Below are 25,013 nucleotides of genomic sequence, written 5' to 3'. Positions count from 1 at the left end.
ATAAAAGGTCACTTCGGTGGCCTTTTTTATTACATAGCAGATACAAAAAAGGTTGGCATAAAGCCAACCTTTTTTTCGTATCTAGATGATAATTAGATCATGAAGATAAACACAACAGATAATACAGTTGCTAGTGCCGCCGCTGCATAACATGCGATTTTACCCGCAGTACCTGTGTGGAATTTTAGGTCATGCATACCATGGTGCAAACGGTGCATCGCATGCCACATTGGCATAGAGATAGAACCGATAACAAATAATGCACCAATGATGCTAGTAACAAAACCAGCAACACGTAGGTAGTTCATTGATTCAGGACCGATCACACCTAGTGGAACTAAGATACCAAGAACTAAGATAGTTACAGGTGTTAGCATTGCAAACCAAGTGCCGCCAGCACCAAACAAGCCCCACCATACTGGTTCGTCAGAACGCTTTGGATTACGATTTACCACAATAATTCTCCTTAAACGATAACCAGTACAAGTAATGTGATAGCAGCAACTGCTGCCCATTGTGCAAGAACAACCACTTTCTTATCCAGTGTTTTACCACCAAGACGAATCGGCATTACTTGCGGCATCATGCTAAAGAAGGTTTGAGCATGGAATAAGCTACCAGCTAAAGCAACAATGTTCAGAGCAACCACAATAGGGTTTGCCATGAAATCTAACCAAGAAGCCCAAGCTAGTGGACCCTTAACTAAGCTACCTAGACCAACAAGCAGACAGATAGTAAAGAAAATTAGTGGTAGAACCGTTGCTTCACGAACCATGTAGAAGCGGTAGAAAGGGTGATCTTTCCACCAAGTACGTGTCATTTCGCGAACGTAAGGTTTACGATTGCTCATCCTTATGCCTCCTGAGGTTTAAGCATTGCGATAACAAAGTCTTGAGACGATGCGATCTTACCTTGGTTTACAGCTGCTGCTGGGTCAACGTGTTTTGGACACACTTCAGAACAGTAACCAACAAATGTACAGCCCCATGCGCCGTTGTCACCATTGATTAGCTTCATACGCTCAGCTGAGCCGTTGTCACGGCTATCAAGGTTATAACGGTGTGCAAGAGTCAGTGCTGCAGGACCGATGAACTCAGGGTTTAGACCAAATTGAGGACATGCTGCGTAACATAAACCACAGTTGATACAACCAGCGAATTGTTTGTATTTCGCCATTTGCTCAGGAGTCTGAGTGTTTGGACCTTGTTCTGGTGTACGGTCATTTCCTAAAATGTAAGGTTTGATTGCTTCTAAACGCTCAATGAATGGCGTCATATCAACAATTAAATCTTTTTCAATTGGGAAGTTTGCTAATGGCTCTAATGTTAAACCATCTGGGTAATCACGTAAGAACGCTTTACAAGCCAGTTTTGGCACATTGTTTACCATCATGCCACAAGAACCACAGATCGCCATACGACAAGACCAACGGTAAGATAGGTCTTTATCTAGGTTATCTTTGATGTAACCAATAGCGTCTAATACAGACGTTGTTTCATCACAAGGAACATCAAACGTTTGAAGATAAGGCTTCTCATCTTTCATTGGGTCGTAACGCAGGATGCTTACTTTTTGGATTCGATTGCCACCCGTCATTATGCGTGCTCCTCTGCGTTCTTCGCCGCTTCTTCTGCTGCTGCTTTTTCAGCTGCTTCACCATATAGGCGAGCTTTTGGTTGTGATTTAGTGATCGTTACATCGCTGTACTTGATAGTAGGCGCTGCATCTTTGTTGTAGAACGCTAATGAGTGTTTTAGGAAGTTCTCATCATCACGCTCTGTACAACCGTCATCTAGACGTTGGTGTGCACCACGAGATTCTTTACGTAGAATCGCTGAGTGAGCCATTGCTTCTGCAACTTCAAGACCGTAACCAACTTCGATTGCGTATAGAAGGTCAGTGTTGAACACTTTACCTTTATCTTTGATGCTGATTTTCTTGTAACGCTCTTTTAGTTCAGCCAGTTTATCAATCGTATCTTGCATTTCATGCTCTTTACGATAGATACCACAACCCGCTTCCATAGAGTGACCCATTTCAGTACGGATAGTTGCCCAGTTTTCGTCGCCTTCTTGCGCCATTAGCGCATCAATGCGAGCTTGAACTTCAGTAATTTGTTTTTGGATTGATTCTTCATTCCAAGACGTGAATTCAGCAGCACGTTCCGCGGCTTTTTCACCAGCAAGGCGACCGAATACAACTAGCTCAGCTAGAGAGTTTGAACCTAGACGGTTTGCACCGTGAAGACCAACAGAAGAACATTCACCAACAGCAAATAGACCTTTGATGCTTGTTTCATTGTTCTTATCCGTTTCGATACCACCCATAGTGTAGTGAACCGTTGGACGGATTGGGATAGGCTCTTTAGCTGGGTCAACGTTTACGTATGCTTTTGCTAATTCACAGATAAATGGTAGGCGCTCATGTAGATATTCTTCACCAAGGTGACGAAGATCTAGATGCACAACATCACCTAGAGGGTGCTTAATTGTGTTACCTTTTTGTAGTTCATGCCAGAACGCTTGAGATACTTTGTCACGAGGACCCAGTTCCATGTATTTGTTCTTAGGCTCGCCAACAGGAGTCTCAGGACCCATGCCGTAATCTTGTAGGTAACGGTAACCGTTTTTGTTTACGATGATACCGCCTTCACCACGACAACCTTCAGTCATAAGAATACCAGTGCCTGGTAGACCTGTTGGGTGGTATTGTACGAATTCCATATCACGTAGTGGAACACCGTGACGGAATGCCATCGCCATACCATCACCAGTAACGATACCGCCATTGGTGTTACAGTGGTAAACACGACCTGCACCACCTGTTGCAAGAACAACAGATTTTGCTTTAATACAGATAAGTTCGCCTTCTGCCATATGAATAGCAATCAGACCTTGAACTTGGCCTTCTTCCACAAGAAGGTCAACAACGAAGTACTCATCAAAACGGTTGATTTGAGGGTATTTCATTGATGTTTGGAATAGAGTGTGAAGCATGTGGAAGCCGGTTTTATCCGCAGCAAACCATGTACGTTCAACTTTCATACCACCAAAACGGCGAACGTTAACTTCACCATTTTCTTTACGGCTCCATGGACAACCCCATTGTTCTAATTGGGTCATTTCACGGTATGCATTTTCTACAAAGTACTCAACAACATCCTGTTCACACAGCCAATCACCACCACCAACAGTATCGTTGAAGTGATTGTCTAGTGTATCTTCTTCCTTGGTCACGGCAGCGGAACCACCTTCTGCAGCCACTGTATGTGAACGCATTGGGTATACTTTTGAAATCAGAGCAATCTCCAGCTCTGGGTTAGCTTCTGCAGCTGCAATGGCAGTACGTAAACCTGCACCGCCCGCGCCGATTACTGCGATATCTGTGGTTATAGTCTTCACAGTTATCCTCCGGGATAAAAGATAAAAAATTAAACTAATCACTCAATTGTGACTAATTATGAGAATCCAACCTGCTCATATGACAAAAAAGAGCAAATAATAACTTAAAAATTCTGTTCTCTATTCTATGTGAGCTTTTGTAATAAAAATTGATATGGATAAAGTTTTGTAGAGCAAGTACCACTAATGGGGCAGTTTGTTGCTTATAGTGTGATCTCCGTCAACTAGTTAAAGCTGTTAATTTTGGCGGCAAATTGTAGTTAAGTTGTTGCTTTATAAGTGATAATGATTCTTATTGGTTCGGTATCCCTTTGATGCTTAAGGGTATTTATAAAGTTAAAAAATAGGTAACGTAAAATTGTGAGATAAGGTATTATTTCGCATAAGTTTTTCTAATGTGTAAGATTATGACTAGTCAAAACTGGATGCCTAGCGCATCAATTGAGCAATTACAGCAGCGTGCTGATATTTTAGCGGCGATTCGTTCATTCTTTTTTAAGCGAAAAGTAATGGAAGTGGATACGCCGGCAATGAGTCATGCGACAGTAACGGATGTGCATTTACATACTTTCCAAACAGACTTTATTGGACCGGGATATGCAGATGGCACTCATCTTTATTTCATGACTAGTCCAGAGTTTCATATGAAGCGCTTATTAGCCGCTGGAAGTGGGTGTATTTACCAAATAAATAAAGCGTTTCGAAATGAAGAAGCTGGCCGTTACCATAACCCTGAATTCACTATGTTAGAGTGGTATCGTTTAGGTTTTGATCATCATGACCTAATGGATGAAATGAATGAGTTATTAACGTTAGTGTTGAAATGTGACAATGCTGAACGTATGACTTATCAAGAAGCTTTTATTCAAGTACTTGGTGTTTGCCCTTTAGAAGCGAGTATGGATGAATTAAGAGCGGTTGCTGCGCCATTAGGTTTATCTGATATTGCAGATATTGAAGAAGATCGTGACACTTTATTGCAGCTTTTATTTAGTATGGGAGTTGAAGTGAAAATTGGGCAAGATGTACCTGCTTTTGTTTATGATTTTCCTGCTTCTCAAGCTGCGTTAGCTAAAATTAATCCAAGCGATCCACGAGTAGCTGAACGATTTGAGGTGTATTTTAAGGGAATTGAGTTAGCGAATGGCTTTCATGAGTTAGATAATGCAAAAGAGCAGCTCATGCGTTTTGAAGAAGATAATGCAAAACGTAAATCAATGGGGCTAATTGAACAACCCATTGATTATCATTTGATCGCTGCGCTAGAAGCGGGTTTGCCTAATTGTTCTGGTGTTGCTTTAGGTATTGATCGTTTAATCATGCTTGCGATGGGTGAGAAGCACATTGATCAAGTTACAGCATTTCCTTTTGATAGGGCATAACTTCCCAGATTAAAGGTTATGAATCTAATGGTAAGATTAACTGACTATTAATCCCGTACCCATTACAGCTAAAAAAGCACCAAGCCATGCAAAGCGGTTCGGTGCTTTTTTGTATATAACCATAATAAAGGCAAGATCATAATAGGGGTTGTAGAAGAGAGTAGAGCAACCATCCCTACGTTTCCTTTTTGCAATGCATATAAAATGAGTGTCATACCCACAGTCATTGCTAGAAAACCATTTAACGCCACAATTCCAAGAATGCGAAAATTAATTGGCGTAATAGGGCGAGATATTGGAACGTTCATTAATCTTAATAAGCTGTGAGCTGCAAAAGCTGAAGCCATTCGTATTGCTGAGGCTGCAATTGGGTCTGCATTGGTAAGCATTACAGGTTTTGCGATAACACCACCAAGTGCTTGGCAAAAAGCAGCAAGCAACCCTAAGAAGATTGCTATCCAGATATTACCTCTTACTTCATCCCACGTTCCTTGATTATCTGTTTTTTTACCAAAGAAAATAGCAATAGAAACACCAGAAAAAACAGAGATGGCACCGACGAGTTCCCAACCTTGTAGGGTTTCATTAAATAACCAGTAACCAAGAATGGCAGAAAATAGAGCATGACAAGAAAAGAGTAAACCGGCTTGGCGTGGTCCCATGCGATTAAAACACGCAAATAGAGCCGTATCGCCAATAAAAATACCAATGAGTCCTGAGAGGATCATTGGATATAAGTGAGAAGATTCAATAGAGAGCCAACCACCAGTAAACCAAGCAAGACTAGAGAGCATGATAGTTACGCACCCCATACGCCAACGACTATAAGCGAATGCACCAAGGTGCCTTGCAGGGGTTACAGAAATCATACTTGATAGCGCCCATAAACAAGCAGCAGCCAACGCTAACCATTCATATCCCATCATTCATTCCATTGAGTAATTGATTCTGATTATCTAAAGATAAAAAAATAGCGAACATATTGTTCGCTATTTATTATTTCTTAATAAAATTTGATTATTTTACGATATGAGCAAATGGTGTACCCATACGAGTAGGAGTACCATTTTCCATTGAATCATCAAATTTAATTGAGTTAGGAGCAAACAAGTTAATTACAGTAGAACCTAACTTAAAGCGACCCATTTCTTCACCTTTCTTAAAGCAAATCATGTCGTCACCAGAAAGAGGGTAGTGCCATGTTTTAACCGCAGGACCTGTTGGTGGTGTTACGGTTTCAGCCCATGTAGTTTCAATACTACCAACGATCGTTGCACCAACCAGAATTTGAGCCATAGGACCAAACTCGGTATCAAAAATACAAACAACACGTTCATTGCGTGCAAATAAGTTCGGTACGTTTTCTGCCGTTAATGGGTTAACTGAAAATAAGTCACCAGGAACATAAATCATTTTACGTAGCGTTGCATCACAAGGCATATGAACACGATGGTAATCGCTTGGTGATAAATACAGCGTTGCAAACTCACCACCCATAAATTCAGCAGCAAGTGCTTCATCACCACCAAGTAATTCTTGTGCAGAATATACGTGGCCTTTTGCTTGTACTAATTTACCGTCCATAATTGGACCAAATTGACTAACGCAAGCATCTGCAGGGTGAGAAATAAGAGAATCATCCTCATTAATAGGACGAGCGCCATCTTCTAATTCACGAACGAAGAAGTTATTAAATGTTGAATACGCTTCAGGATCTGGGTTTTTAGCCTCATCCATATTTACGTTGTATTGTTTGATAAACCACTTAATAACAGCAGTTGTTAACCATCCCATTTTTGCTGATGCTAATTTGCCAGCCAAACGAGTAAGTGCATGTTTTGGAGTTAGATATTGTAACCCAATCTTTAAATTATCTGACACGTTGTTTGCCTAATAGTTATCATTTGCTGTGGATATTACCACATATTTACATTGTCGCTAAACCCAAGGTTTATTGTGGTTATAAATCGGCTTTTTTGTTTCGTGAGAATTGGCGATTTGCTTTATTCTCAGACATGCTTTCAATTATACGATGATAGCTTTCAAATCGTAGCTTATTGATTTTACCTTCTGCAACGGCTTCTTGAAGTAAGCATCCTGGGTCATCTTTGTGTTTACAGTCTCTAAACTTACAGCCACCTAAAAAGTCTTTAAATTCAATAAAAGAGTCTGTGACTTGTTCAGCTTCTAAGTGCCACAAACCAAATTCACGAACTCCTGGAGAGTCAATTAAATCACCACCGTGTGGGAAGTGATACAGGCGTGCTGCAGTTGTTGTATGTTGACCAAGACCTGAGTTTTCAGATACTGCCCCTTCTTCCACCTCAATCTCAAGTTCAGGCATCAGTGCATTTACAAGGCTTGATTTACCTACGCCTGATTGACCAACGAAAATATTAATGTGATTTCGTAATTCAGCTTCAAGTTCTTCTACACCGTAGCCTGATTCTTTACTTACATATCGAACTTTATAACCAATATCTTCATATAAGCTAAGCAGTTGCTGTACTTTGATAAACTCTTCTTCAGACAGTAAATCCACTTTGTTTAATACAATTAATGGTTTGATATGTAGAGTTTCAGAAGCAATAAGGTATCGATCAATAATATTCAGAGACAACTCAGGAAGAATTGAAGACACGATTACCATTTGATCAACGTTAGCTGCTACTGGCTTAATACCATCATAATAGTCTGGACGGGTTAACATTGATGTTCTTGGTTTTACAGCTTCAACAACACCTGAAATACCAGCAAGGACTTCAGTCCCTGGACGCCAAATAACACGATCACCCGAAACTAAACTTTCAATACCTCGGCGTAAATTACAACGATGGATTTCTTTAGTATCAGGGTCTTCAATATCAGCATGTTGACCAAAGCGTGTAATGACTAGGCCTTCTTTAGCAGCTTCTAGTAGGGTTTCATCCCATTGCACACTGTCTTCAATTTTTTCAATACGCTTTTTTTGATTTGAGCGTACTCGGCGAACTTGGCCTTTGGTTAGCTTTTTCTTCTTTGCCACGAAATTAATTCACTTGTTGGTTGGCTTTCAGTTTTATGTTGAAAGATAAATCGGCCCGAGTATCATACCCTTTTTAGTTACAAAATAGGCAACTCTCTATGGCAATTAATGATCAAAACCTGATTTGGGTGGATTTAGAGATGACAGGATTGGATCCTGAAACTCATAAAATCATCGAAATTGCATCTATTGTGACAGATGCACAACTGAATATTTTAGCAGAAGGTCCAGTAATTGCGATCCATCAGCCAGAAGAAGAGTTGGCTAAAATGGACGATTGGTGTACCAATACTCATACAAATAGCGGATTAGTCGCTCGAGTACAAGAAAGTAAATACGATGAAGAAGCGGCAATTGCAGAAACTATTGCTTTCCTTGAGCAATGGGTTCCAAAAGGCGTATCACCAATTTGTGGTAATAGTATTGGACAAGATCGTCGTTTTTTATATAAGCACATGCCAACATTAGAAGAGTATTTTCATTACCGCTATGTTGATGTAAGTACAATTAAAGAGCTAGCTCGTCGATGGAAACCTGAAGTTTTAGATGGTTTTACCAAAGCAGGCACACATTTAGCGTTAGATGATATTCGCGAATCTATTGCAGAATTGAAGTATTATCGCCAACATATTTTCACAATTTAATTTCATTTGATGATTTGTTGAGCGGAAAAACGCGATTTTGAAAAAAAATCGCATTTTTTTTCAAAATACGCTTGCATCATCACAGTTTACTCGTATAATTCGCAGCCTCTGAACGAGGAGCTACTCCTTATCAGAATGCGACACTAGCTCAGCTGGTAGAGCGCAACCTTGCCAAGGTTGAGGTCACGAGTTCGAACCTCGTGTGTCGCTCCAAATTAAAAGCTTCTTGTTCAAGTAATTGAATGATAAGATAAAGTTTCATTGTACTTAACAATGCATCCGGACGCGGGATGGAGCAGCTTGGTAGCTCGTCGGGCTCATAACCCGAAGGTCGTAGGTTCAAATCCTGCTCCCGCAACCACATTTAGATTAAACGCATTAGCGGTTAATCATGCGACACTAGCTCAGCTGGTAGAGCGCAACCTTGCCAAGGTTGAGGTCACGAGTTCGAACCTCGTGTGTCGCTCCATTTTCTTTCTCGAAGAGAAAAATGGTTTATAGTCTCATTGTCTTAAACAATGCATCCGGACGCGGGATGGAGCAGCTTGGTAGCTCGTCGGGCTCATAACCCGAAGGTCGTAGGTTCAAATCCTGCTCCCGCAACCACATTTAGATTGAACGCATTAGCGGTTGATCATGCGACACTAGCTCAGCTGGTAGAGCGCAACCTTGCCAAGGTTGAGGTCACGAGTTCGAACCTCGTGTGTCGCTCCATTTTCTTTCTCGAAGAGAAAAATGGTTTATAGTCTCATTGTCTTAAACAATGCATCCGGACGCGGGATGGAGCAGCTTGGTAGCTCGTCGGGCTCATAACCCGAAGGTCGTAGGTTCAAATCCTGCTCCCGCAACCACATTTAGATTGAACGCATTAGCGGTTGATCATGCGACACTAGCTCAGCTGGTAGAGCGCAACCTTGCCAAGGTTGAGGTCACGAGTTCGAACCTCGTGTGTCGCTCCATTTTCTTTCTCGAAGAGAAAAATGGTTTATAGTCTCATTGTCTTAAACAATGCATCCGGACGCGGGATGGAGCAGCTTGGTAGCTCGTCGGGCTCATAACCCGAAGGTCGTAGGTTCAAATCCTGCTCCCGCAACCACATTTAGATTAAACGCATTAGCGATTGATCATGCGACACTAGCTCAGCTGGTAGAGCGCAACCTTGCCAAGGTTGAGGTCACGAGTTCGAACCTCGTGTGTCGCTCCAAACAAAATAAAAGCGCTGAATCATATTCAGCGCTTTTATTTTCTTTAAAATTAATGCTGTGAAGCATTAACCCCACTACAAATCCTGCTCTTTAGAATACTCAGATTCATAACCAATGAAAGAATCGAATAATCTATCTGCATCTGGTCTCTTTTCCATATAAAGAGTAAGCGCAGAGGGTTAGTTATGTTTGTTAATTACCATATAATCAACAAACTTATCCACATGTCTCTTTCTGTGGATAACTCTGTTAGTTGTTTATGAAAAAACTGAAAGAAATGAGTTTTATCAAGGATCTTGCTTTTGTTTTTTGATCGTTAAATTTACCTATATTTTCTATGTGATTGAAAAGTAAGGCTTTTTGTTTTTTTATACATTATTTGCAAGATTTTTAAAGATCTTTTTGCTTGACTTCTTTGATCCTAATCATATTCCTGTCTTGTGTTTAACTTTTTTAATATTCACGTTGTTTGCTAAAGATAGAAATCTTTTCCACATACGCTATATGCAATCTTAAATGGTTATCAACAGAGAATAACGTCATTGAGATAATATTGGTTAGGCATCTCTTGGAAGCCCTTTTTCAATGATACGGATTAAGCGTTGTTCTTTTCTATTTGAAGTGATGACGAGCGATTGTTGTTTTATCGCCCATTGAATATGGATATCTAAATTCTCATCTAAGCCTAATCGATCTCGTAGTGCAGATATTATTGCTTCGGAATGAGGTGCATTTCCCATTGCGATGGAAAGATTACGTAGCCATTGGGTATGTCCTATGCGGCGAATCGCAGAGCCTTCCATATTTTTTAAGAAGGTACTTTCATCCCAAGAGAAAAGTGAAATAAGATCAGAGTCACCTAATGAGCTTCTACGATGAAAGTCCGCTTGTTGAGTAATTTCAGCTTCTCGGTTCCAAGGACAAACAAGTTGGCAGTCATCGCAACCGTAAATACGATTTCCCATTAATGAACGAAACTCTTCAGGAATGACACCACTGTTTTCTATGGTTAAGTAAGAAATACAGCGACGAGCATCAATTACACCATTTTCAAGAATAGCGTTGGTAGGACAAGAAGAAACACAGGCGGTACATTTTCCACATTGATTTTCAACTGGTGTGTCGACTGGTAGTGGGATATCAACTAATAGTTCACCAAGAAAGAACCAAGAACCTGTATGTTTATCAAGAAGAAGTGAGTGCTTTCCTGTCCAGCCTAATCCTGCTTTTTCTGCTAATGGGCGTTCTAAAATTGGAGCAGAGTCCACAAATGGTCGATAACCTAATTGTTCGACTTCTTTTTCAATTTTTTGTCCTAGCTTTTTTAATTGGTTACGGATCAGTTTATGGTAATCACGCCCGAGAGCGTAACGACTAATATAAGCTTGGTTTGGATCTTTTAGGTTACTGGCAAAATTGGCTTCAGGAGGAAGGTAATCCATTCGAGCACTGATCACTCGAATTGTCCCTGGATGAAGCTCATCAGGTCTTGCTCGCATGACACCATGTCGAGCCATCCAGTCCATTGAACCGTGATAACCAGCCTCTAACCATTGTTCTAATGCCACTTCATGTTGAGATAAATCGACATCACAGATCCCGACTTTTTGAAAGCCAAGTTCTTTTGCCCAAAGTTTGATGTTATTTGAGAGTTCTTGATAGTTAATTTTCACAGGGAGATTACATTTTTTTATTACAGTATAATGAGTAAAAGTTTATCATATAGACAAGATAACTCGTAATTAGATACTGATTATAAAAGTTCTACTCAATGAGATTAACAAACCGATAAGATAACTTGTGTATAAACATTCATCACATTAAATTGTGAATTTGATACCAAGTCCATCAATTTAGACAATTAAAATAGTGAAATTAGTGAATAATGGAACGCTTTGAATTTAATTTAGCTACTGAAGACGATACGGTTGAATTCGGTAGACAGCTTTCTCAAGCTTGTACTCAACAAACAACAATTTTCCTACATGGTGATCTTGGCGCAGGTAAAACGACGTTTAGCCGCGGATTCATTCGTTCATTAGGTCATACTGGTAATGTAAAAAGCCCAACTTATACATTAGTTGAACCATATGAACTTGATAAGTGGCAGGTATATCATTTTGATCTATATCGTTTAGCTGATCCTGAAGAACTTGAGTTTATGGGGATCCGTGATTATTTTACTGATGATGCAATTTGTTTAGTTGAATGGCCTGAGAAAGGGGAAGGGTTATTACCAGCACCAGATCTTGATATTGATATTCGCTACGATGGTGAAGCTCGTCATGTTGTGATCACAGGTAATAATGAGTATGGATGTAGTTTAGTACAGCGGTTGGATTTGTGTTAATCGGTAAATATTTTCGAATTATTTGGTATACGCTATTTGTTGTTCTTTCAACAAGTAGCTTTTTTGTATCTGCAAACACGTTAGAGGGAATACGAGTTTGGCCTTCGCCTGATGAAACTCGTATTGTTATTGACTTAAATTCAGAAGCAAATTACAGCTACTTTACATTAAGTAGCCCATACCGTTTGGTTGTTGATCTTAAGAATACGAATGTAAAAGCTAAGTTGCCTTTAAATGTTAAAGACAGCAAGGTACTGACTAAGATAAGAAAGAGTTCACCACCATCAAAAAACACTACACGTTTGGTTTTTGAATTAAAGCACTCTGTTACGGCTGAGGTGTTTAAGTTAGCACCAACTCCAGGTGGGCAGTATGGCCATCGTTTGGTGATGGACTTACCTCATTCAGGAACAACTAATTCAACGCCAACACCGAGCAAACCAAGTACACCTTCTAAACCTGTAATTAATTCAAATAATAGTCATATTATTGGTAATGGTGAAATTGTTGTTGCTATTGATGCTGGCCATGGTGGTGAAGACCCTGGTTCTATTGGTCCAACACGAAAGTACGAAAAGCATGCGACATTAGCGATTTCGAAAAAAGTGGTTGCTCAAATTAATGCTCAGCCAGGCATGCGAGCAGTAATGACTCGTAGTGGCGATTATTTTGTGAATTTAAATAAACGTACAGAGATAGCTCGAAAAAATAAATCGCATTTATTAGTTTCTATTCACGCTGATAGCTTCCGCTCACCACAGCCAAGAGGTGGTTCTGTGTTCGTTTTGAATACACGTAGAGCAAATACTGAAATTGGTCGTTGGGTGGAAAAACACGAGAAACAATCAGAGTTATTGGGTGGTGCAGGAGACGTACTAGCGAAAAACAGTAACGATAGAAACGTAAGTCAAACGCTATTGGATCTGCAATTTAGTCATTCTCAAAAAGAAGGGTATAAATTAGCAAAGAACGTGTTATCAGAAATGGGTAAAGTGATTCGACTGCATAAAAAAGAGCCTGTGAATGCGAGCTTGGCAGTATTAAAGTCACCAGATATTCCATCTATTTTGATTGAAACCGGGTTTATTTCGAACCCAACGGAAGAAAAGCAATTATTCCAACGAGCTCATCAAGATAAAATTGCACGTTCTATTTCAAAAGCAATCATTCGTTATCTTCATGATAACCCGCCGCAAGGTACACTACTTGCTGCACAAGATGGTCAAACAAAACATAAAGTACGTTCTGGTGAGTCTTTGTCTTTAATTGCAAAGAAATATGGAACGACGATGGCGAAAATTAAAAGTGAAAATAATCTTAAAAGCACGAGCTTAAAGATTGGACAAGTTTTAGTTATCCCAAGCAATAAACCTGTGTATGTTGCACCGAAGAATACGGTTTCTTCTGCGAATACATCATCAAGTCAGGCTCGTACTATTATTACTCATAAAGTACGTTCTGGTGAGTATTTAGGAAAGATTGCATCGAAATATAAAGTAACAACAAGCAGTATTCGTTCATTAAATAAATTGAAGTCAGATACTTTGTTTGTTGGACAAAAATTGAAAGTGAGTATTGTAGCTCCCGTTAAGAAACACACGGTGAAACGCGGTGAATTCTTAGGTAAAATTGCAAGTAAATATGGCGTATCTGTTTCCAGCTTAAGAAAAGCAAACAAGTTACGTTCAGATGAGCTTGCTATAGGGCAGGTGCTCATTATTCCAACCAGTTAAGGAACAAGGTCATGCCAATTCAAATCTTACCAGCACGATTAGCCAACCAAATTGCGGCGGGTGAGGTTGTGGAGCGTCCGGCTTCTGTTGTTAAAGAATTGGTAGAAAACAGTATCGATGCGGGAGCAACTCGCATCGATATTGATATCGAAAAAGGTGGCAGCAAGTTAATCCGAATTCGCGATAATGGATCGGGGATCCCAAAAGATGAACTTACCTTAGCCTTAAGTCGTCATGCCACATCAAAAATCACTTCATTAGATGATCTTGAAGCCATTGTTAGTTTGGGGTTTCGAGGTGAAGCTCTTGCTTCTATTAGTTCCGTTTCACGTTTAACACTAACTTCTCGTACTGTTGCCCAAGAAGAGGCATGGTCTGCTTATGCTGAAGGTCGAGAAATGAATGTGAAATTAAAGCCGGCTGCTCATCCCATTGGAACGACTATTGATGTGGTTGATCTGTTTTTTAATACTCCAGCACGTCGTAAGTTCCTGCGAGCAGATAAAACAGAATTTACTCATATTGATGAACTATTAAAGCGTATTGCATTAAGCCGATTGGATGTGACGATTAATTTACGTCATAACGGTAAGATGGTTCGTCAATATCGAGCAGCACAAACTAAACCTCAAATAGAAAAACGTTTAGCGGCCGTATGTGGTGCAAATTTCTTGCAACATGCATTAGAAGTCGAGTTAGAGCATGGAGAGTTGAAGTTTCACGGTTGGATATCGTCTCCAGAAGGAGCAAGAGCACAGGGTGATATTCAATACTGTTATGTGAACGGGCGTATGATGAAAGATAAGCTAATCAATCATGCTATCCGTCAAGGTTATGAATCATCTTTGCCTGCAAACCAATATGCAGCGTATATTTTATTTATTGAGATCAATCCACATGATGTTGATGTTAACGTACACCCTGCAAAACACGAGGTACGTTTTCATCAAGCACGATTAGTGCATGATTTTATTTACCAAGCCATTTTTGGTGCATTACAGCAAGGCGCATCATTACCTGATGTGGTTGGTCATATTCAGTCTGAGGCTGAAGAGCAACAACTTGAGAGCAAAGAATCGTATTTTCCACCAATGAAAGAATATGTACGACAGCCTCAACAAACACATTATCCTAAATCTGAACAATTAAGAGCTGCGGTAGAATCTACGCCAAGTTATCCAAATAAGGCGCCATTAGATTCATGGATACCGAAAGGAAACGTTGGGAGTTCATCTTCAAATTCCACTGCACCATCTCGTTCATTCCATACTGATAAACCAACGAAAAAAGCACTTTCTAATTACAATGAACTGCTTACCACCCAAAATAGAGAGCAGAGAGAAAGTACCTCTCAGGTGAATGAGCAATCACATACATTCAGAACCACTCAACAAATTGAGCGAGTTGCACCTCAAGTTACTCACGTGTCTAAAAATGACATCACATTAGGCAAAGTATTAAGTGTTGTTGAATCGTCTTTTGCATTGTTGCAACAAGGAAAGCAACTTCAGTTATTGAACTTACGCTATGCCGAGTTTGTCAAAATCTACGGTCAGTTAAGTTCGGTTAATGCTGAGCCGTTGAAACCTCAACCTTTATTGATACCGCTTTCTGTTGGTATTGATGAGTCAATTTGTAACAATTTATCTAATTACGCCTCTTTGTTGAAATCTTTAGGTATTGATCTTAAAGTTAAAAATAGAACAAATATTATCGTAATGGCTGTTTGTCAACCAATCAGACAGCAGAACTTACAACAATTGATCCCGAATCTGTTAAGGTATCTAGAACAAATTAATCCATCGTTAGAGCAAGTAATAAAATGGCTTTCTCATCAAATTCAACATGATGAAGTAAGTTATACTACTGCTCAAGCTATCCAATTAGTGATGGAATTAGAGCAATTATGGGGGATGAATTGAATAATTTCTACCCTAAATTATTAAAAGACATCGATATTACACAAGTGATACAAGCATTTAGTCATGAATAAACCATTACCAAAAGCCATCTTTTTGATGGGACCAACAGCGTCAGGGAAAACAAACTTAGCAATTGAATTGCGAAAACGTTTTCCTGTGGAGTTGATTAGCGTAGACTCCGCCCTTATCTATAAGGGTATGGATATTGGTACGGCAAAACCAAATGCAGAGGAACTTTTACAGGCTCCTCATCGTCTTATTGATATTCTTGATCCAACAGAGAGTTATTCGGCAGCGGATTTTCGTCGTGATGCTCTTAAAGAGATGGATGATATCGTTGCTCAAGGAAAGATCCCATTGTTAGTGGGTGGTACGATGTTGTACTACAAAGCATTACTTGAAGGTCTTTCGCCATTACCAGCAGCGGATGCTGACATTAGAGCTCAAATTGAGCAAGAAGCGGAACAATTTGGATGGGAAGCGATGCATGATCAATTAAAAACGATTGATCCTGTCTCAGCTGAAAGAATTCATCCAAATGATCCACAACGACTTTCCCGAGCGTTGGAAGTATTTCGAATTTCGGGTAAAACATTAACAGAATTAACCCAGATTAAAGGTGATGCTTTGCCTTATGAGGTGCATCAATTTGCGATTGCACCGAAAGAGAGAGCAGAAATTCATCGTCGTATTGAACTTCGCTTTGCGAATATGATGGAAGAAGGGTTTGAAGCAGAAGCACGAGCATTGTATGAACGTGATGATCTTCATGCTGATTTACCATCAATTCGATGTGTTGGTTATCGACAAATGTGGGACTATTTTGACGGGGAGGGGACATTGGATGAGGCGGTTTTCCGTGGTATCTGTGCTACTCGTCAATTAGCCAAGCGACAAATTACCTGGCTACGTAGCTGGAAAGAGTTAACTTGGCTTGATAGTGATGACATTGACGGCGCTTTAGAGTTGATTTCGACTCAATTAGAGAAAAAATAAGCACAAAAATGCTTCAATGTTGTTTAACTTAAGTGCGTTTAGTCATAAGCTAAAGGCTCATAGCTAAATAAAATTACAATTACAAACCAAAAAGGAAAATAAAAATGGCTAAAGGGCAATCTTTGCAAGACCCATTTTTGAATGCGCTGCGTCGTGAAAGGATTCCAGTATCTATCTATTTAGTTAACGGGATCAAACTACAGGGACAAATCGAGTCATTTGACCAATTTGTTATCCTACTTAAGAACACAGTAAACCAAATGGTATACAAGCATGCGATTTCTACTGTTGTTCCGGCTCGTGCTGTAAGCCATCACTCAGCGAGTGATCGTCCACAAGGCGAGCGTCCACAAGAAAAAACTGAAGAGTAATACTATTCTAGAATAGTTAATCAGTTAAGGAGTTAACGCTTGTTTGACCGTTATGAATCCGGTGAACAGGCTATTCTTGTGCACATTGACTTTACCTATCAAGGGGAGATTGAAGATCTTAACGAATGTAAAATGTTAATTTCTTCTGCGGGGGTAAACACAGTAGGTGTTGTGACGGGAACCCGTCAATCTCCACTCCCTAAATATTATGTTGGTGAAGGCAAGGCACAAGAAATTGCCGATGCTGTTCGAGCTAATAACGCAGATATCGTGATTTTTAATCACGCATTATCTCCGGCTCAAGAACGAAATTTAGAACAATTATGTCAGTGTCGAGTAATAGATCGTACGGGTCTAATACTGGATATATTTGCTCAACGAGCACGAACTTACGAAGGTAAGTTGCAAGTTGAGTTAGCACAATTACGTCATATCTCTACGCGATTAATCCGTGGTTGGACTCACCTTGAACGTCAAAAAGGCGGTATAGGTTTACGTGGTCCAGGTGAGACTCAGTTAGAGACTGATAGACGATTGTTGCGTGAACGTATTAAAGCGATTCTTCGTAGGTTAGGCAAAGTAGCTAAACAACGTGAGCAAGGGCGTCGAGCTCGACACCGTGCAGAAATTCCAACCATTTCTTTAGTCGGTTACACCAACGCAGGTAAATCTACGTTGTTTAATCGAATTACAGAGGCTGGGGTTTATGCTGCTGACCAATTGTTTGCGACTTTGGATCCAACATTACGAAAAATAGAAGTTGCCGATGTAGGAACCTCAATTCTTGCTGATACGGTAGGTTTTATTCGTCATTTACCACATGATTTGGTTGCCGCTTTTAAAGCGACATTACAAGAAACACAAGAAGCTAATATCTTGTTACATGTTGTAGATGCGAGTGATGAACGTTTTCGTGAGAATATTGAAGCAGTAGATATTGTTCTTGAAGAGATAGATGCCAATGAGGTACCGACTCTTCTTGTAATGAATAAGATTGATAACTTAGAAGATCAACAACCACGAATTGAGCGTGATGAGGAAGGTATACCTCGATGTGTTTGGGTTTCCGCGATGGAAGGCAAAGGCATAGAGTTATTATTCCAAGCATTAACTGAGCGCTTATCTGGACAGATGGTTGAGCATTCTTTGCTTTTACCGCCTGATTGGGTTGGACGTCTTCGAAGTAAATTCTTTCAAATGCAATGTATTCTTAACGAAGAATATCAAGATGATGGCAGTTTGCTGGTTGATGTACGTATGCAGCAAGTTGATTGGTCTAAGTTGGAAAAACGTGAAGATGCTCCCTTAAGTGATTTTATTATTACTAAAGAGAGTGCATAGAATTCTTTATCTTCATAATTATCATGGAGTTTTCTAATGGCGTGGAATGAGCCTGGAAATAACAACAATAACGGCGGCGATAAAGACCCTTGGGGTAATAAAAATCGCGGTGGCCGTGATCAAGGTCCACCAGATCTTGATGAGGTGTTTAACAAGTTAAGCCAGAAGCTAAGCGGTAAGTTTGGTGGTGGTAATAACGGTGGAAACAATAAAGGTGGCAGTGGTTTACCTTCATTTGGTAATGGTGGCGCAGTTGGTTTAGGACTAATTGCAGTTGTCGCTATTGCGATTTGGGTATTCTCTGGTTTCTATACTATTGGTGAAAGTGATCGAGGCGTTGTATTACGTTTTGGCCAATACGATCGTATGGTTGATCCAGGTCTAAACTGGAAACCAACCTTTATTGATCAAGTGACACCAGTAAACATTCAGTCTATTCGTTCTTTAAACTCAAAAGGTTTAATGCTAACGAAAGATGAAAACGTAGTTACTGTTGAAATGGGTGTTCAATACCGTGTTGCTGATGCTCATAAATATCTTTATACCGTAACGAATGCTGATGACAGCTTACGTCAAGCGACAGATTCTGCATTACGTGCTGTTATTGGTGATGCAAAAATGGATGACATCTTGACCAGTGGTCGTCAAGAGATCCGTCAACGTACTCAAGAAACACTGAATCGTATTATTGATAAATACGACATGGGTTTAATTGTCGTTGATGTGAACTTCCAATCAGCTCGTCCACCTGAACAAGTAAAAGCGTCATTTGATGATGCAATTGCAGCTCGAGAAGATGAAGAGCGTTTCATTCGTGAAGCTGAAGCGTACAGTAATGACATTCTTCCAAAAGCGACAGGTCGTGCTGAACGTTTGAAGAAAGAAGCTCAAGGTTATACTGAACGTAAAGTTAACGAAGCAATTGGTCAAATTGCACAGTTTGAAAAACTATTGCCTGAATACAATAAAGCGCCAGAAGTAACTCGTACTCGTTTGTACCTTGATACTATGGAACGTGTATACAGCAATACAAGTAAGGTTTTGATCGATTCAGAATCAAATGGAAATCTTTTATACCTTCCATTAGATAAAATTACGGGTAATCAACAAGGAGCGACAAACGTATCTCCTAAGACGTCAACATCGTCTTCAAAAGATTATACGATTGAATTAGAGAAAAAGAACCAACCAACTACTACGAACTCTACTGGCCGTAACTCAACACGTGAAGGGAGATATTAATCATGCGTAAGTTAATGATCCCAACACTTATCGTTGTTGTTGCTATTTTCCTGATGTCACTGTTTGTGATCCCAGAAGGTGAGCGCGGTATTGTTACTCGTTTTGGTCGTTTGATTAAAGAAGATAACAACATTACACGTATTTACGAACCTGGTTTGCACTTTAAAATGCCACTGTTCGATCGTGTAAACACGTTAGATGCTCGTATTCAAACAATGGATGATCAATCAGACCGTTTCGTAACGTCAGAGAAAAAAGACGTTATCATCGACTCATATGTTAAGTGGAAGATTAAAGACTTTGGTCAATTCTACTTAGCAACAGGTGGTGGTAACATCCTAACGGCGGAAGCGTTATTACAACGCCGTGTATCTGATGGTTTACGTGCTGAGATTGGTAGTACGACAGTAAAAGAGCTTGTTTCTGAAAAACGTGAAGAAGTAATGAGTACCGTACTTCTAGACTCGCAAGATGGAACGGGCGATTTAGGGATTGAGGTAATTGATTTACGAATTAAGAAAATCAACTTACCAGAAGAAATCTCTGAATCTATTTACCGTCGTATGCGTGCAGAGCGTGAAGCCGTTGCTCGTAAACTACGTTCTCAAGGTCGTGAGAAAGCCGAAGTAATTCGTGCTCAATCAGAACTTGAAGTAGCGACAATTATTGCTGAAGCAGATAAAACAGCCCGTATTACTCGTGGTAATGCGGACGCAAAAGTTGCTAAATTGTATGCAGATGCATTTAATAAAGAGCCTGAGTTCTTTAGCTTCATTCGTTCATTAAGAGCGTATGAAAAATCATTCAACAGTAAGAGCGATATCTTAGTACTTGATCCTAAGACTGACTTCTTTAAGTACATGAATGATTCAAAAGGCGGAAAGTAAACATTCACTTGTTTAATTAACGTATAAAATAACAAGGTCCTTCGGGGCCTTGTTTTGTATTTAGCGTATAGAAATTAAATCGAATTAAGGATTGGCAATGAGTAACGCAATTTGGCTAGCGATTGGTATGGTGTTAATTGTTGAGGGGTTGGGACCATTAATTGCCCCTAATGGTTGGCGTAATATGGTCGCTCAATTGAGTGAGCAACCGGATAATACGCTGCGTCGAATTGGTGGGTGTTTAGTGGTTGCAGGGCTTGTAATCTGTAGTGTGATGCTTTGATTTTTTTCTTAAATATAAAATCACAGGCTAATTTCTGATTTTATTAGAAAAAGAAATAATAAATAACGGAATATTAATAGCGCTTTATAGTGAAAGTGAGATTTCGGTTAAAAATAACTGAAAGATTTTTCTATCAATGCTAGAATCCATTTTTAACTAACAAGCAGACTTGGAAAGATGGGAAATAACGTTGTCGTTCTGGGCACCCAATGGGGTGACGAAGGTAAAGGTAAAATCGTAGACCTTTTAACTGAAGATGCAAAGTATGTAGTTCGCTATCAAGGCGGTCACAATGCAGGCCACACTCTAGTTATCGACGGTGAAAAAACCGTTCTACACTTAATTCCATCAGGTATTTTACGTGATAATGTTGAATGCATTATCGGTAATGGCGTAGTGCTTTCACCTGATGCTTTACTAAAAGAAATGGCGCCACTTGAAGCGCGTGGTATTCCAGTTCGTGAACGCCTATTCATTTCTGAAGCTTGTCCTCTAATTCTTCCTTATCACGTAGCGCTAGACCAAGCGCGTGAAATCGCACGTGGTAACAAAGCAATTGGTACAACAGGTCGTGGTATCGGTCCAGCGTACGAAGATAAAGTATCTCGTCGTGGTCTACGTGTTGGCGACCTATTTGATAAAGTTGCTTTCGCTGAAAAACTAAAAGAAGTAATGGAATTCCATAACTTCGCATTAGTTAACTACTACAAAGTAGAACCAGTAAGCTACGAAGAAGTTCTTGAGCAAGCAATGAGCTATGCTGATCTACTAACTTCAATGGTTATCGATGTAACTGATACTCTTGATGCAGCACGTAAGCGCGGCGACAAGATCATGTTTGAAGGTGCTCAAGGTACTCTTCTAGATATCGACCACGGTACTTACCCTTACGTAACATCTTCTAACACTACCGCTGGTGGCGTTGCTGCAGGTTCTGGTTTTGGTCCTCGTCACTTAGGTTACATCCTAGGTATTACTAAAGCATACTGTACTCGTGTAGGTTCAGGTCCATTCCCTACTGAGTTATACGATGGTTTAGAGAAGCAAGATCCAATTGGTAAACACCTAGGCACTGTTGGCCACGAGTTTGGCGCAACAACTGGTCGTCTACGTCGTACTGGTTGGTTTGATGCTGTTGCGATGCGTCGTGCAATCCAAATCAACTCACTATCTGGTATGTGTCTAACTAAACTAGACGTATTAGATGGCTTAGAAGAACTAAAAATCTGTACTGGTTACCAGATGAAAGATGGTTCTTTACTAGAAGTTTCTCCAATGGCTGCTGAAGCGTTTGAAGAAGCAACTCCAGTATACGAAACAATGCCAGGTTGGTCTGAAAACACATTTGGTGCGAAAACATTAGAAGAGCTTCCACAAGCAGCTCTAAACTACATCAAGCGTATTGAAGATCTAACAGGCGTGCCAATTGATATCATCTCTACAGGTCCTGACCGTAACGAGACAATCATCAAAGTACACCCATTCCAAGCTTAATCGCTTAGTGAATGAAAGAAAAACCAGCTCATGTAGCTGGTTTTTTTATGTCTGGTATTCCAGTTTCTAGTCCCTAGTTTCTGATCCCTAGCCCCTATCTCTGCCCCCATCAAATACTCAAATATCGTTGAATCAATCACTTATATCTAGTGGGCAAAAAATTGCCACTTAGGGCAAATTTTGTCTAAAGATGTTGCCGCCAACGTCGATATAATAAATACAGTTATAAAGAGTTGATGAATTATGAAACTACGACACCTCGTAGCGGCATGTTTGGTGGCATTTGCGCCAATGTATGCAGCTAGCGAAGAGATCGGAGAGCCGATCCCAATTTATACCGAAAACCAATTATTTCGACTGTTTGATACCAATTCACACTTAAATCAGGTGAAGAACGTTGATAATTGTCAGTTAGTTCAAGATATCGTTGCGCGAGCAACTAAAATCGATTCACCTGCTTATGAGTTCCTTTACGGAGATATGCTTGCATGGGGTGTATGTGTTGATCGTGATGTCGAACTTGGCCTGTATTATATGGAAAATGCTGCGAGACAAGGCTTACCAGCTGCGTTAGAGCAAATTGGCCGTTATTATGCCAAAGGTACATTAGTTCAGCAGGATAGAGAGCGAGCAATTCCATACTTGCGTGAAGCTGCAGGCATGGGAAACATTAATGCGCGTATTCATTTAGCTGAATTGCTACTTAGCGATTATGGTAGTCCATTAGATTACGAAGATGCGTATCGTTGGCTGTATAATTCTGTTACTGCAGATGGGCGTAAACATAAGCGAATTGCTAATTTAAGAAGTGGATTAGAAATGCGTATGCCTGGCAATGTGATCGCTAGGGCTAAGCGCCGCGACACTTTCTGGTAAACCTGAAAAAAGATTCATTTTAGTCGATTGAGTTTCATCAACTCGAAAAAACGCCCAATGATTATGTCATTGGGCGTTTTTGCATTTCTACTTTATAAAAATTAAAGCACTTTATGTGGTCCAAAGCATTCGTAATGGATACGGTCTTCGGAAACACCTAGCTCAACTAATTGTTTTACGACGTGTTGCATAAAGCCAACCGGTCCACAGAAATAGTAGTGGCCATTGTCTGTAATGATTTCATTTTTAACTTCAGATAAATTCATAAAACCTGAGAAATCAAAATGTTGATTTAGCTTATCTACTTCTTGCGGTTGGTTATACCAAGTGTAAGTCGAGATATGTGAGTAGGCTTCTGCTAACGTATTTACATGTTCTCTAAAGGCATGTTGAGTACCATTTTCTGTAGCATGTAACCAGTTCACGTTTGCGTTATGCTCTGTTAATGTTTCAAGCATAGAAAGAGTAGGTGTTAACCCTACACCAGCTGAAATAAGTGTTACTGGTGTTGATGCCTCAACATCTAAGAAAAAGTCACCAGCAGGGGCAGCAAGATTGACCTTATCACCAATATTCAATTGGTCATGTAAATAGTTTGATGCTTTACCGCCATCTTCTCGTTTTACTGATATACGATATGTTTTTTCTTGTGGGGCAGAAGATAAACTGTACTGACGAATTTCTTGGTTTTCAAACTCTTCAGGAGTTAAGTAAATCCCTAAATATTGACCTGGTTTAAAGCGAGAGACAGGTTGGTCATCTGTAGGTATAAAGGTAAAGCTTGTGATTAGCTCACTCTCTTTTTCTTTTGCAATAAGCTCAAACTCACGTAGACCACGCCAGCCGCCTTCTTGGTTGTTATTCTCTTGATATATTTGTTCTTCACGTTGAATAAATACATTTGCGAGAACGCCATAAGCTTCACCCCAAGCATCTAACACTTCTTGTCCAGGGGAAAACATTTCATCAAGAGTGGCAAGTAAGTGACCACCAACAATATTGTACTGCTCAGCTGTGATCATAAAGCTCGTATGCTTATGAGCAATCTTTTCAACCGCTGGTAATAGCACTTCAAGATTTTCAATATTCCCTGCATAGGCGCAAATAGCATTAAATAATGCTTCACGTTGGTCGCCATTGCGTTGATTGCTCATGTTAAAAATATCTTTTAACTCGGGGTTATGTGTAAACATGCGATCGTAAAAATGCGCAGTTAAAGCTGGGCCAGTTTCAGCAAGTAATGGAATTGTTGATTTAACGATATCAATGGTGTTTTTGTTGAGCATATTGTTTACCTTTAAAGGTGTATTTATAATGTATGTTATAAGTTGTATCTAAAATATATCTTTTAGTCAAGAGAAGAATTACAATGAAAAAAGAGAAGGAGAGGATATGCAATTAACAAATTTCACTGATTTTGGCTTAAGAGCCTTGATTTATTTAGGGTCATTACCAGAAGGTGAATTGACTAGCATTACTGTGGTTACTGAAACTTTTGATGTATCACGTAATCACATGGTGAAAATAATTAACAAATTAGGCCAAGAAGGGTATGTCAAAACCATTCGAGGTAAAAATGGCGGGATCTGCTTAGGAAAACCTGCGGATCAAATTATTATTGGTGATGTCATTCGAGCTATTGAACCATTACAGGTGGTTAACTGTGCTCCTGAGTTTTGCCATATTACACCTGCATGTCGTTTAAAAGGTGCATTAGCGAAAGCAAAGCAAGCGTTTTTAGATGAGCTTGATAAACATACGATTCAAGACATGCTTACCGATAACAGTGAGTTACTCATTCTTTTGAAGCGAATTTAAGACTTGAATTCCAGATCCTTTCCTATCTGTTATAGGCATACTC

21 protein-coding genes, 9 tRNA genes and 2 pseudogenes are annotated in these 25,013 nt (G+C 39.9%); 23 read left to right on the top strand and 9 right to left on the bottom strand.

What is annotated here, in order from left to right; genetic code table 11:
- Positions 1 to 92: 92 nt before the first annotated feature.
- From frdD to frdA, 4 genes are read right to left on the bottom strand one after another with little or no spacing between them, the layout of a single operon-like run.
- Positions 93 to 455 (bottom strand): fumarate reductase subunit FrdD, encoded by a 363-nt coding sequence (gene frdD / locus AAFX60_012695; GenBank protein XDF77483.1) that lies wholly within the window; start codon positions 453 to 455, stop codon positions 93 to 95.
- A gap of 11 nt (positions 456 to 466) precedes the next feature.
- A complete protein-coding gene (gene frdC, locus AAFX60_012690; protein ID XDF77482.1) occupies positions 467 to 850 on the bottom strand; it encodes a fumarate reductase subunit FrdC in 384 nt (127 codons plus the stop codon).
- A 2-nt stretch (positions 851 to 852) separates the two neighbouring features.
- The gene (locus tag AAFX60_012685; protein ID XDF77481.1) at positions 853 to 1,596 is read right to left on the bottom strand and encodes a succinate dehydrogenase/fumarate reductase iron-sulfur subunit; all 744 of its coding nucleotides are present in this window, start codon (positions 1,594 to 1,596) and stop codon (positions 853 to 855) included.
- A complete protein-coding gene (gene frdA / locus AAFX60_012680) occupies positions 1,596 to 3,401 on the bottom strand; it encodes a fumarate reductase (quinol) flavoprotein subunit (protein ID XDF77480.1) in 1,806 nt (601 codons plus the stop codon). Before frdA ends, AAFX60_012685 begins: the two co-directional genes overlap by 1 nt.
- A 407-nt stretch (positions 3,402 to 3,808) precedes the next feature.
- On the opposite strand from frdA, the gene epmA reads away from it, so the two are divergent.
- Positions 3,809 to 4,783, top strand: a complete 975-nt coding sequence (gene epmA / locus AAFX60_012675; protein XDF77479.1) for an elongation factor P--(R)-beta-lysine ligase — start codon at positions 3,809 to 3,811, stop codon at positions 4,781 to 4,783.
- 36 nt (positions 4,784 to 4,819) lie between these two features.
- On the opposite strand, the pseudogene AAFX60_012670 reads toward epmA, so the two are convergent.
- The 3 genes and pseudogenes from AAFX60_012670 to rsgA form a co-directional block, all read right to left on the bottom strand.
- Positions 4,820 to 5,706: pseudogene (locus AAFX60_012670) on the bottom strand (DMT family transporter).
- Between the two features lie 94 nt (positions 5,707 to 5,800).
- Complete coding sequence (gene asd, locus AAFX60_012665) at positions 5,801 to 6,664, bottom strand: archaetidylserine decarboxylase (protein XDF77478.1); 864 nt, start codon at positions 6,662 to 6,664, stop codon at positions 5,801 to 5,803.
- Between the two features lie 79 nt (positions 6,665 to 6,743).
- Positions 6,744 to 7,808, bottom strand: a complete 1,065-nt coding sequence (rsgA, locus tag AAFX60_012660) for a small ribosomal subunit biogenesis GTPase RsgA (protein ID XDF77477.1) — start codon at positions 7,806 to 7,808, stop codon at positions 6,744 to 6,746.
- Between the two features lie 98 nt (positions 7,809 to 7,906).
- Here rsgA and orn point away from each other — a divergent pair, with 98 nt between their 5' ends.
- From orn to AAFX60_012610, 10 genes are all read left to right on the top strand, one after another.
- Positions 7,907 to 8,452, top strand: a complete 546-nt coding sequence (gene orn / locus AAFX60_012655) for an oligoribonuclease (protein XDF77476.1) — start codon at positions 7,907 to 7,909, stop codon at positions 8,450 to 8,452.
- A 137-nt stretch (positions 8,453 to 8,589) separates the two neighbouring features.
- Positions 8,590 to 8,665: transfer RNA gene (locus AAFX60_012650), tRNA-Gly, on the top strand.
- A 71-nt stretch (positions 8,666 to 8,736) separates the two neighbouring features.
- Positions 8,737 to 8,813 (top strand) — tRNA-Met (locus AAFX60_012645).
- Positions 8,814 to 8,845: 32 nt separating this feature from the next.
- Positions 8,846 to 8,921, top strand: a tRNA-Gly gene (locus tag AAFX60_012640).
- A 60-nt stretch (positions 8,922 to 8,981) separates the two neighbouring features.
- A tRNA-Met gene (locus tag AAFX60_012635) sits at positions 8,982 to 9,058 on the top strand.
- Positions 9,059 to 9,090: 32 nt separating this feature from the next.
- A tRNA-Gly gene (locus AAFX60_012630) sits at positions 9,091 to 9,166 on the top strand.
- A gap of 60 nt (positions 9,167 to 9,226) precedes the next feature.
- Positions 9,227 to 9,303: transfer RNA gene (locus AAFX60_012625), tRNA-Met, on the top strand.
- A 32-nt stretch (positions 9,304 to 9,335) separates the two neighbouring features.
- Positions 9,336 to 9,411, top strand: a tRNA-Gly gene (locus tag AAFX60_012620).
- 60 nt (positions 9,412 to 9,471) lie between these two features.
- A tRNA-Met gene (locus AAFX60_012615) sits at positions 9,472 to 9,548 on the top strand.
- 32 nt (positions 9,549 to 9,580) lie between these two features.
- Positions 9,581 to 9,656 (top strand) — tRNA-Gly (locus tag AAFX60_012610).
- 558 nt (positions 9,657 to 10,214) lie between these two features.
- Here the strand turns inward: AAFX60_012610 and queG are convergent.
- Positions 10,215 to 11,324 carry a tRNA epoxyqueuosine(34) reductase QueG gene (queG, locus tag AAFX60_012605; protein XDF78946.1) on the bottom strand — a complete coding sequence of 370 codons (1,110 nt, stop codon included), beginning with the start codon at positions 11,322 to 11,324 and terminating at the stop codon, positions 10,215 to 10,217.
- Between the two features lie 218 nt (positions 11,325 to 11,542).
- Here queG and tsaE point away from each other — a divergent pair, with 218 nt between their 5' ends.
- The 11 genes and pseudogenes from tsaE to AAFX60_012550 all read left to right on the top strand — a co-directional run bounded on the left by tsaE (position 11,543) and on the right by AAFX60_012550 (position 23,152).
- Positions 11,543 to 12,007 carry a tRNA (adenosine(37)-N6)-threonylcarbamoyltransferase complex ATPase subunit type 1 TsaE gene (gene tsaE, locus AAFX60_012600; protein XDF77475.1) on the top strand — a complete coding sequence of 155 codons (465 nt, stop codon included), beginning with the start codon at positions 11,543 to 11,545 and terminating at the stop codon, positions 12,005 to 12,007.
- Entirely contained in the window at positions 12,001 to 13,740 is a 1,740-nt protein-coding gene (locus tag AAFX60_012595) for a LysM peptidoglycan-binding domain-containing protein (protein ID XDF77474.1), read from the top strand. The genes tsaE and AAFX60_012595 overlap by 7 nt, the downstream gene beginning before the upstream one ends.
- Positions 13,741 to 13,751: 11 nt before the next feature.
- A pseudogene (gene mutL, locus AAFX60_012590) lies at positions 13,752 to 15,733 on the top strand (DNA mismatch repair endonuclease MutL).
- Positions 15,726 to 16,658, top strand: coding sequence for a tRNA (adenosine(37)-N6)-dimethylallyltransferase MiaA (miaA, locus tag AAFX60_012585; GenBank protein ID XDF77473.1), 933 nt, complete (start codon positions 15,726 to 15,728; stop codon positions 16,656 to 16,658). Before mutL ends, miaA begins: the two are co-directional and overlap by 8 nt.
- Positions 16,659 to 16,762: 104 nt before the next feature.
- Complete coding sequence (hfq, locus tag AAFX60_012580) at positions 16,763 to 17,029, top strand: RNA chaperone Hfq (protein ID XDF77472.1); 267 nt, start codon at positions 16,763 to 16,765, stop codon at positions 17,027 to 17,029.
- Between the two features lie 39 nt (positions 17,030 to 17,068).
- Complete coding sequence (hflX, locus tag AAFX60_012575) at positions 17,069 to 18,370, top strand: ribosome rescue GTPase HflX (GenBank protein XDF77471.1); 1,302 nt, start codon at positions 17,069 to 17,071, stop codon at positions 18,368 to 18,370.
- A gap of 36 nt (positions 18,371 to 18,406) precedes the next feature.
- Positions 18,407 to 19,612: an FtsH protease activity modulator HflK gene (gene hflK / locus AAFX60_012570; GenBank protein XDF77470.1), complete on the top strand. Its 1,206-nt coding sequence runs from the start codon at positions 18,407 to 18,409 to the stop codon at positions 19,610 to 19,612.
- 2 nt (positions 19,613 to 19,614) lie between these two features.
- The gene (hflC, locus tag AAFX60_012565; GenBank protein XDF77469.1) at positions 19,615 to 20,499 is read left to right on the top strand and encodes a protease modulator HflC; all 885 of its coding nucleotides are present in this window, start codon (positions 19,615 to 19,617) and stop codon (positions 20,497 to 20,499) included.
- A 97-nt stretch (positions 20,500 to 20,596) separates the two neighbouring features.
- Entirely contained in the window at positions 20,597 to 20,782 is a 186-nt protein-coding gene (locus tag AAFX60_012560; protein ID XDF77468.1) for a DUF2065 domain-containing protein, read from the top strand.
- 177 nt (positions 20,783 to 20,959) lie between these two features.
- Positions 20,960 to 22,276 (top strand): adenylosuccinate synthase, encoded by a 1,317-nt coding sequence (locus AAFX60_012555; protein XDF77467.1) that lies wholly within the window; start codon positions 20,960 to 20,962, stop codon positions 22,274 to 22,276.
- Positions 22,277 to 22,519: 243 nt separating this feature from the next.
- Positions 22,520 to 23,152 (top strand): tetratricopeptide repeat protein, encoded by a 633-nt coding sequence (locus AAFX60_012550; protein ID XDF77466.1) that lies wholly within the window; start codon positions 22,520 to 22,522, stop codon positions 23,150 to 23,152.
- A gap of 101 nt (positions 23,153 to 23,253) precedes the next feature.
- On the opposite strand, the gene hmpA is transcribed toward AAFX60_012550, so the two are convergent.
- Entirely contained in the window at positions 23,254 to 24,438 is a 1,185-nt protein-coding gene (gene hmpA / locus AAFX60_012545) for an NO-inducible flavohemoprotein (GenBank protein XDF77465.1), read from the bottom strand.
- 106 nt (positions 24,439 to 24,544) lie between these two features.
- Here hmpA and nsrR point away from each other — a divergent pair, with 106 nt between their 5' ends.
- The gene (gene nsrR / locus AAFX60_012540; GenBank protein ID XDF77464.1) at positions 24,545 to 24,970 is read left to right on the top strand and encodes a nitric oxide-sensing transcriptional repressor NsrR; all 426 of its coding nucleotides are present in this window, start codon (positions 24,545 to 24,547) and stop codon (positions 24,968 to 24,970) included.
- Positions 24,971 to 25,013 lie beyond the last annotated feature (43 nt).

It is taken from the genome of Aliivibrio fischeri (assembly GCA_038993745.2).
GTDB classification, from domain to species: domain Bacteria; phylum Pseudomonadota; class Gammaproteobacteria; order Enterobacterales; family Vibrionaceae; genus Aliivibrio; species Aliivibrio fischeri_B.
Note: the sequence above shows the minus strand (reverse complement) of the source record. Positions and strands in the feature narration are given on the sequence as shown.

What these genes read in the sequence shown, in the direction of transcription:
- frdC (XDF77482.1), bottom strand. Translation starts at nt 850, where the DNA reads ATGAGCAATCGTAAACCTTACGTTCGCGAAATGACACGTACTTGGTGG.
- hmpA (XDF77465.1), bottom strand. Translation starts at nt 24,438, where the DNA reads ATGCTCAACAAAAACACCATTGATATCGTTAAATCAACAATTCCATTA.
- epmA (XDF77479.1), top strand. Translation starts at nt 3,809, where the DNA reads ATGACTAGTCAAAACTGGATGCCTAGCGCATCAATTGAGCAATTACAG.
- tsaE (XDF77475.1), top strand. Translation starts at nt 11,543, where the DNA reads ATGGAACGCTTTGAATTTAATTTAGCTACTGAAGACGATACGGTTGAA.
- AAFX60_012550 (XDF77466.1), top strand. Translation starts at nt 22,520, where the DNA reads ATGAAACTACGACACCTCGTAGCGGCATGTTTGGTGGCATTTGCGCCA.
- hflC (XDF77469.1), top strand. Translation starts at nt 19,615, where the DNA reads ATGCGTAAGTTAATGATCCCAACACTTATCGTTGTTGTTGCTATTTTC.
- AAFX60_012685 (XDF77481.1), bottom strand. Translation starts at nt 1,596, where the DNA reads ATGACGGGTGGCAATCGAATCCAAAAAGTAAGCATCCTGCGTTACGAC.
- hfq (XDF77472.1), top strand. Translation starts at nt 16,763, where the DNA reads ATGGCTAAAGGGCAATCTTTGCAAGACCCATTTTTGAATGCGCTGCGT.
- AAFX60_012555 (XDF77467.1), top strand. Translation starts at nt 20,960, where the DNA reads ATGGGAAATAACGTTGTCGTTCTGGGCACCCAATGGGGTGACGAAGGT.
- orn (XDF77476.1), top strand. Translation starts at nt 7,907, where the DNA reads ATGGCAATTAATGATCAAAACCTGATTTGGGTGGATTTAGAGATGACA.
- AAFX60_012560 (XDF77468.1), top strand. Translation starts at nt 20,597, where the DNA reads ATGAGTAACGCAATTTGGCTAGCGATTGGTATGGTGTTAATTGTTGAG.
- nsrR (XDF77464.1), top strand. Translation starts at nt 24,545, where the DNA reads ATGCAATTAACAAATTTCACTGATTTTGGCTTAAGAGCCTTGATTTAT.
- hflK (XDF77470.1), top strand. Translation starts at nt 18,407, where the DNA reads ATGGCGTGGAATGAGCCTGGAAATAACAACAATAACGGCGGCGATAAA.
- miaA (XDF77473.1), top strand. Translation starts at nt 15,726, where the DNA reads ATGAATAAACCATTACCAAAAGCCATCTTTTTGATGGGACCAACAGCG.